Annotated in this window: 5 protein-coding genes; 4 read left to right on the top strand and 1 reads right to left on the bottom strand. The window is 71.0% G+C overall.

Features of this window, described 5'->3' with window-relative positions; all coding sequences use genetic code 11:
* The first annotated feature begins 244 nt into the window (after positions 1 to 244).
* Positions 245 to 1,162 (top strand): hypothetical protein, encoded by a 918-nt coding sequence (locus LEL83_RS13340; RefSeq protein ID WP_198656356.1) that lies wholly within the window; start codon positions 245 to 247, stop codon positions 1,160 to 1,162.
* 170 nt (positions 1,163 to 1,332) lie between these two features.
* On the opposite strand, the gene LEL83_RS13335 is transcribed toward LEL83_RS13340, so the two are convergent.
* Positions 1,333 to 2,757, bottom strand: coding sequence for an APC family permease (locus LEL83_RS13335; RefSeq protein ID WP_225559175.1), 1,425 nt, complete (start codon positions 2,755 to 2,757; stop codon positions 1,333 to 1,335).
* 125 nt (positions 2,758 to 2,882) lie between these two features.
* Between LEL83_RS13335 and LEL83_RS13330 the strand changes: the two genes are divergently transcribed.
* From LEL83_RS13330 to LEL83_RS13320, 3 genes are all read left to right on the top strand, one after another.
* Positions 2,883 to 4,754, top strand: coding sequence for an ABC transporter ATP-binding protein (locus LEL83_RS13330; protein WP_225559177.1), 1,872 nt, complete (start codon positions 2,883 to 2,885; stop codon positions 4,752 to 4,754).
* Positions 4,755 to 4,939: 185 nt separating this feature from the next.
* Complete coding sequence (locus tag LEL83_RS13325) at positions 4,940 to 6,304, top strand: cystathionine beta-synthase (protein ID WP_225559174.1); 1,365 nt, start codon at positions 4,940 to 4,942, stop codon at positions 6,302 to 6,304.
* Between the two features lie 12 nt (positions 6,305 to 6,316).
* Complete coding sequence (locus LEL83_RS13320; RefSeq protein WP_225559173.1) at positions 6,317 to 7,462, top strand: cystathionine gamma-synthase; 1,146 nt, start codon at positions 6,317 to 6,319, stop codon at positions 7,460 to 7,462.
* The last annotated feature ends 27 nt before the right edge of the window (positions 7,463 to 7,489 follow it).

Genomic DNA, 7,489 nt, shown 5'->3' with positions numbered 1-7,489 from the left:
GTGCGGGGCGCGGGCGGGGCGGCGGGGCGGGCCGGCCTTCGCCGAGTCTCGGCCGGGCTCCGGCAAAGCGACAAGGTGCTGGCAACTGTTCGTGGCACAGTGACGGCGACGCGGGACAATTCCCGCCCGTTCACGCAGAACTGTCGCTTTCGAGGGGCACGGTCGAAGGTCGGTAGGCGTGCGCGTTGTCCACAGATCGATCCCTGCCGTCCATGTTGATCTCTTCTGGCGACAGAGTGCTGGCATGCACCCCGCGAACGCGATCAGCCTCTTCCGGACGACCAGCCTCGACCGCGCGGCGGCACGTCACCTGCAGCGCCGTCAGCGAGCCGACGAACTCGTGCGTGTCAGGCACGGCGTGTATGCGGAACGAGCAGCCTGGGAGGCGCTCGACGGCCGCGCTCGGCACCTCGTTCGCATGCGTGCGGTCGCTCCGCTCCTCAGGCCCACCGCGGTCTTCGCCCTCGACTCGGCCGCAGCGATCCTCGGGATCCCGAGGCTGAACGGATGGCCGGAGCGCGTCCAGGCGGTCGACCCCACCCTCGAGCACGATGTGCACCGGGTCGGACTGACGACGCATGTCGGTGAGCCGGAGTACGCGGAACGCCTCTTCCATGGTGTCCGGTACACGTCGCTCCCGCAGACCACCGTCGAGGTGGCACGCCGCGGGACTCTCGCTGGTGCTGTCGTCGTGGTGGACCATGCACTCCGCGGTGGCGTGGGTCGGTCGCAACTCGAACAGTTCGCCTCGAGAGCCGGGCCCTGGGGATCGGTGCAGCTCGAACACGCGCTCGAGATCTCGGACGAGCGTCACGAGTCGGTAGGCGAGTCCTACCTGGCGGCACGCGCTGCTGAGCTCGGCTGCCCGGACGTCGAGCCGCAGCACGAGTTCGTCTCGCCGGACGGGCGGGTGGATCGCGTGGATTTCTGGCTGCCTCGACAGGGCATCGTCATCGAGTTCGACGGTCGCCAGAAGTACGAGGACCCGGCGATGCTCCAGGGGCGGAGCGGCGGCGAGGCACTCTGGCGCGAGAAACAGCGAGAGGACCGCGTTCGACGTCAGCGAGAGGTGAACGGCTTCGTCCGTGTGTACTGGCAGCACCTCGTGGACCCGGAGCGGCTCAGGACCCTCTTCCGCCAGCACGGCGTGCCGTGTCGATGATGCGGACCGGGCGCAGTGGACGGTGACTGTGCCCAAGACGACGGTGTGCGCCGAGGCCGCGCGGAGCCTCATGGCAGAGCGACAGGATTCCGCGAACCTTCTGTCGGAATCTGTCGTCTTCGCGGACGCAAGCCGCGCTGTCCGGCCGGAGCGGACAGAGCGATAGCGCGTCAGCGCAGGGTGCTGTGGCGGCGGCCGTAGGCCAGGTAGAGCGCGGCGCCGGCGACCATCCAGATGCCGAAGGCGATCCAGGTCGTGGCGCCGAGGAACACCGCGAGGAGCGCGCAGCTCAGGGCGCCGACGATCGGGACGACGGGGAACAGCGGCACGCGGTAGGACCGCTCGAGCTCGGGCTGCGAGCGACGGAGCACGATGACGGACACGTTCACCAGGGCGAAGGCCACCAGGGTCCCGATGCTCGTGGCGTCGGCGAGTTCGCCGAGGGGCACGAGGGCGGCGACCACCGTCACGGCCACACCGACGATGAGCGTGTTCGCGATCGGGGTGCCGGTGCGGCGGGACACCCGACCGAACACCTTCGGCACCAGCCCGTCGCGGGACATCGTGAGCAGGATCCGGGTCTGGCCGTACAGCACGGTGAGCACGACGCTCGCGATCGCGACGACCGCGCCGACCGAGAACACCAGCGCGACGACCGGTTGGCCGGTGACGTCGACGACGATGCGGACGAGCGAGGCCTCGGTCGACGAGAAGTCGGTCCACGAGCGGGCGCCGATCGCTGCGACGGCGACCAGGATGTACAGCGCGGTGATGATGACGATCGAGCCGATGATCGCGCGGGGCAGGTCGCGGCGGGGGTCCTTCGCCTCCTCGCCGGCGGTGGACGCGGCGTCGAAGCCGATGTACGAGAAGAACAGTCGGGACGCCGCGGCGGTGACCCCGGCGGCACCCATCGGGGCGAGCGGCTCGAAGTTCTGCGCCTGGAACGCGGTGAACGCGACCACGACGAAGAAGACCAGCAGGGCGATCTTCACGATCACCATGACGGTGTTGACCCAGGCGCTCTCGCGGGCGCCGGGCAGCAGCACGACGGTGGCGAGGAGCACGAGCACCGCTGCGGGCAGGTTGACCACGCCGCCCTCACCCGGGGGAGCGGACAGCGCGGTGGGCAGGTGCAGCCCGAACACGCGGAGGGTCTCGTCGACGTACTCGCTCGCGCCCACCGCGACCGCGGCCACCGAGACGGCGTACTCGAGCACGAGGCACCAGCCGCAGACCCACGCGATGCCCTCGCCCATCGTGGCGTAGGTGTACGAGTAGCTCGACCCGGAGGTCGGGACGGCCCCCGCCATCTCGGCGTAGGACAGCGCCGACAGCAGCGCGGCGATCCCCGCGACGACGAACGAGATCCACACGGCGGGACCGGCGAGCGGCACGGCGGTCCCGAGCACCACGAGGATGCCGGTGCCGAGCGTCGCGCCGACGCTGATCATCGTCAGGTGCCAGACACCGAGCGACCGGCGGAGGGGTGCGCCGTCGACGCCGGTGCCGGCTTCGGCCTGCAGCTGGGCGACGGGCTTGCGGCGGGCGAGCTGCGCCCCCAGGGACGTGGGACGTGACGGCGCGGACGACATGGGACCTCGGTGGTGCGGGGACGTGGACGGCACATGCTCGCACGGCCCCTGAACGGGGTCAAATACGGGCGCGGCGGCAGCGGCACGGCGATGTCCGACGGCGGGGCTACGGTTGCTCCATGAGCATGGGACACGGTGTGCGGGGCGGTCCCCGCGGCGGTGGGCGCATCTCGAGCGGTGACGTCCGCGCGCAGAAGGCCGCCAACGCCGAGGCGCCCCAGATCCCGCACCTGGTCCGCCGGATCGCCGAACTCTTCCGGCCGCACCGGAACGCGATCGCCCTGACCGTCGTGCTCGTGCTCGTCGGTGCCGCCATCTCGGTCGTGCCGCCGCTGCTCACCCAGCAGGCCTTCGACCGCGGGCTGTTCCCGCCGTCGGGGCGTCCGGACGTGCCGGTGCTCGTCGAACTCGTGAGCGCGATGGTGCTGCTGTGGATCGCGAGCGCCGGGGTGGGTGTCTGGCAGACGTACCTCACCGCGACGGTGGGCAACAAGGTGATGGGCGCGATGCGGATGCGGCTGTTCGCCCACCTGCAGCGCATGGAGCTCGCGTTCTTCACGCGCACCAAGACGGGTGTCATCCAGTCACGCCTGCAGAACGACGTCGGTGGCGTGGCGAGCGTGCTGAACAACACGATCTCGTCGGTGCTCGGCAACACCGTCACCGTGATCGCCGCCGTCGTCGCCATGCTCCTGCTGAGCTGGCAGATGACCCTGGTCGCGGTCGTCCTGCTGCCGCTCCTCGTGATCGCGCAGCGCCGGGTCGGCCAGGTCCGCGCCCGGATCGCCGGCCAGACCCAGGAGTCGCTGTCGGACATGACCGCGATCACGCAGGAGGCCCTGAGCGTCTCCGGCATCCTGCTCGCCAAGAGCTTCAACCAGCAGGCCAGCGAGACGCGTCGCTACGGCGACGAGAACCGCAACCAGATCACCCTGCAGGTGCGGCAGCAGATGTCCGGGCAGTGGTTCTTCGCGATCGTGCAGATCTTCCTGTCGATCATCCCGGCGATCATCTACGTCGTCGCGGCGTACCTGATCATCGGCGACGTGCCCATCACGGCCGGGACGATCGTCGCGTTCACGACGGTGCAGTCGCGGCTGCTGTTCCCGACCGTGGGGCTGCTGCGCGTGGTGCTCGACCTGCAGACCTCGGGCGCGCTGTTCGCCCGCATCTTCGAGTACTTCGACCTCCGGCCCGCCATCACGGACGCCCCCACCGCGAAGCCGGTCGACGCATCGAAGGTCGGCCACGTCGCCTTCGAGGACGTCACGTTCGTCTACCCGGACGGCGAACCCGACAAGCCCACCCTGCGCGGGGTGTCGTTCGAGCTGCAGCCCGGACAGTTCGCGGCGTTCGTCGGGCCGTCGGGCGCGGGGAAGACCACGGTGTCCTACCTGGTGCCCCGCCTGTACGAGGCGACCGCCGGGTCGGTGCGGTTCGCCGGACAGGACGTCCGCGACCTGGTGCACGAGGACCTCATGCGGCACGTCGGCATCGTCAGCCAGGAGACGTACCTGTTCCACGCCACCATCGCCGAGAACCTGCGGTACGCCAAGCCCGACGCCACCGCCGAGGAACTCGAGCGAGCGGCCCGTGCGGCGAACATCCACGACACCATCGCGTCGTTCCCGGACGGCTACGACACCGTGGTGGGGGAGCGGGGGTACCGGCTGTCCGGCGGCGAGAAGCAGCGCATCGCCATCGCCCGGGTGATGCTGAAGGACCCGCCCGTGCTCGTCCTCGACGAGGCGACGAGCGCCCTCGACTCCATCTCGGAGCACGTGGTGCAGACGGCCCTCGACACGGCGGCGGCCGGTCGCACGACGATCTCCATCGCGCACCGGCTGTCGACCGTCCGGGACGCCGACGTCATCTTCGTCCTCGACCACGGTCGGATCACCGAGCAGGGCACGCACGACGAACTCCTCGCGCTCGACGGCACCTACGCGCAGTTGCACCGGCAGCAGAACACCTCGGCCGACACGGTCCGGTCCTGACGCCAGGGCGGCGGCCCGGCCACGCGGTGGCCGTGGTGCACACCGGACGGGAGGCGCGTGGGGCCGCCGCCACGGGCCTCCCGTCCGTCCGCCGGCGCGTCCGCCACCGCGGGCGCGTGCAGCGCCCGATGTCCGCGGACGACACACACCAGCACGCTGACGGTGGCGCCGCCTAGGATCGGCGCGTGCGTTACGCGAACTCCGTCGTCGACCTCGTCGGCGACACTCCGCTCGTCAAGCTGAACCGGGTCACCGAGGGTGTCCGGGCGACCGTCCTGGTGAAGGTCGAGTACCTGAACCCCGGGGGATCGGCCAAGGACCGCATCGCCACGCGGATCATCGACGCCGCCGAGGCGTCCGGCGACCTGGGCCCCGGCGGCACCATCGTCGAACCGACCTCGGGCAACACCGGTGTCGGGCTCGCCCTCGTGGCGCAGCAGCGCGGCTACCGGTGCGTGTTCGTGCTGCCGGACAAGGTCGGCGAGGACAAGCGGAACGTCCTGACGGCCTACGGCGCCGAGATCGTCGTCACCCCGACCGCGGTGGCACCGGAGCACCCGGAGTCGTACTACTCGGTGTCGGACCGGCTCGTGCGCGAGATCCCCGGCGCCTACAAGCCGAACCAGTACGCCAACCCGAACGGTCCGCGCAGCCACTACGAGACCACGGGTCCGGAGATCTGGCGCGACACCGAGGGGCAGATCACGCACTTCGTCGCGGGCGTCGGCACCGGCGGCACGATCTCGGGCACCGGGCGGTTCCTCAAGGAGGCCTCCGACGGCCGTGTGCGCATCGTGGGCGCCGACCCCGAGGGCTCCGTGTACTCCGGCGGCACCGGTCGCCCGTACCTGGTCGAGGGCGTCGGCGAGGACTTCTGGCCGAGCGCGTACGACGCCGGCGTGCCGGACGAGATCATCGCGGTGTCGGACGCCGACTCGTTCGCCATGACCCGACGACTCGCACGCGAGGAGGGGCTGCTCGTCGGCGGGTCGAGCGGCATGGCCGTCGTCGCGGCGCTCCGCGCGGCCCGCGACCTGACCGAGGACGACGTCGTGGTGGTGCTGCTGCCCGACGGCGGCCGCGGGTACCTCGGCAAGATCTTCAACGACCGCTGGATGCGCTCCTACGGCTTCGCCGAGACCGACGACGAGCGCACCGTCGGCTCGCTCGTCGCCGGCAAGGACGGCCGCCTGCCCGACCTGGTGCACGCCCACCCCGCGGACACCGTGCGGGACGTCGTCGACATCATGTCGAAGTACGGCGTCTCGCAGATGCCCGTGCTCAGCGCCGAGCCGCCCGTCGTCATCGGCGAGGTCGTCGGTGCCGTCGAGGAGAAGGCGTTGCTCGAGCTGGTCTTCACCGGCGCGGCGAAGATGTCCGACGCCGTGTCCGGGGCGGTCGGCGATCCGTTGCCGCTCATCGGCGTCGGCGAGTCCGTGTCGGCGGCCCGACGTGCCCTGCAGACAGTCGACGCGCTGCTCGTCGTCGCGGACGGCAAGCCCGTCACCGTGCTGACGCGGCACGACCTCCTGACGTCCCTCTCCGAGTAAGGAACACCGAGCATGACCGAGTTCAGCACCCGGGCCGTCCACGCCGGCCAGGAGCCCGACGAGACCACCGGCGCCGTCATCCCGCCGATCCACCTGACGTCGACGTACGTGCAGGACGGCGTCGGCGGCATGCGCAACGGGTACGAGTACTCCCGCGCCGGCAACCCGACCCGCGACTCGCTGCAGACGCTGCTGGCCGACCTGGACGGCGGCGTCGCGGCGTACTCGTTCGCGTCCGGACTCGCGGCCGAGGACGCACTGCTCCGGGCGTACCTGGAGCCCGGCGGCCGCGTCGTCATGGGCAACGACGTCTACGGCGGGACGCACCGCCTGGTGGACCGGCTGCACGTGCCGTGGGGTGTCGAGCTCGTCGTGGTCGACATGAGCGACATCGACCGGGTGCGCGCGGCGCTGCAGGGTGCCCCGGCGAAGACCGTCCTGTGGGTCGAGACCCCGACGAACCCGCTCATGAAGATCGCCGACATCGCGGCGCTCGCGGCCCTCGGGCACGAGTCCGGCGCACTCGTCGTCGTCGACAACACCTTCGCGTCGCCGGCGCTGCAGCAGCCGCTCGCGCTCGGGGCCGACGTCGTCTCGTACTCGACGACGAAGTACCTCGGCGGGCACTCCGACGTGGTGGGTGGTGCGATCGTCGTGGCGGACGAGGAGCTCGCGGCGAAGGTGCAGTTCCTGCAGTTCGGTGCCGGCGCGATCTCGTCGCCGTTCGACTCGTACCTGACGACCCGCGGCATCAAGACGCTCGCGGTGCGGATGGAGCGGCACTCGCGGAACGCGCAGGCCGTCGCCGAGGCGCTCGTCGTCGCGCCGGGCGTCGAGCGCGTCTACTACCCGGGCCTGCCCGACCACCCGGGCCACGACGTGGCCGCCCGCCAGATGCGTGGGTTCGGCGGGATGCTCTCCGTGGCGCTCACGGGCGGCCCGGCGGCGGCGAAGCGGTTCGTCGAGTCGACGGAGCTGTTCCTGCTCGCCGAGTCGCTCGGCGGTGTCGAGTCGCTCATCGGGTACCCGAGCGAGATGACGCACGCCTCGGTCAAGGGCACCGAGCTCGCCGTGCCGGAGAACGTGGTGCGCCTGTCGGTCGGCATCGAGGACGCCGGCGACCTCGTCGCGGACCTGGAACAGGCGCTCGCGCGCTGACACATCGATGCGCTGACACGTCGGTGC

It is taken from the genome of Curtobacterium oceanosedimentum (assembly GCF_020297365.1).
Taxonomy (GTDB): Bacteria; Actinomycetota; Actinomycetes; order Actinomycetales; family Microbacteriaceae; genus Curtobacterium.
Note: the sequence above shows the minus strand (reverse complement) of the source record. Positions and strands in the feature narration are given on the sequence as shown.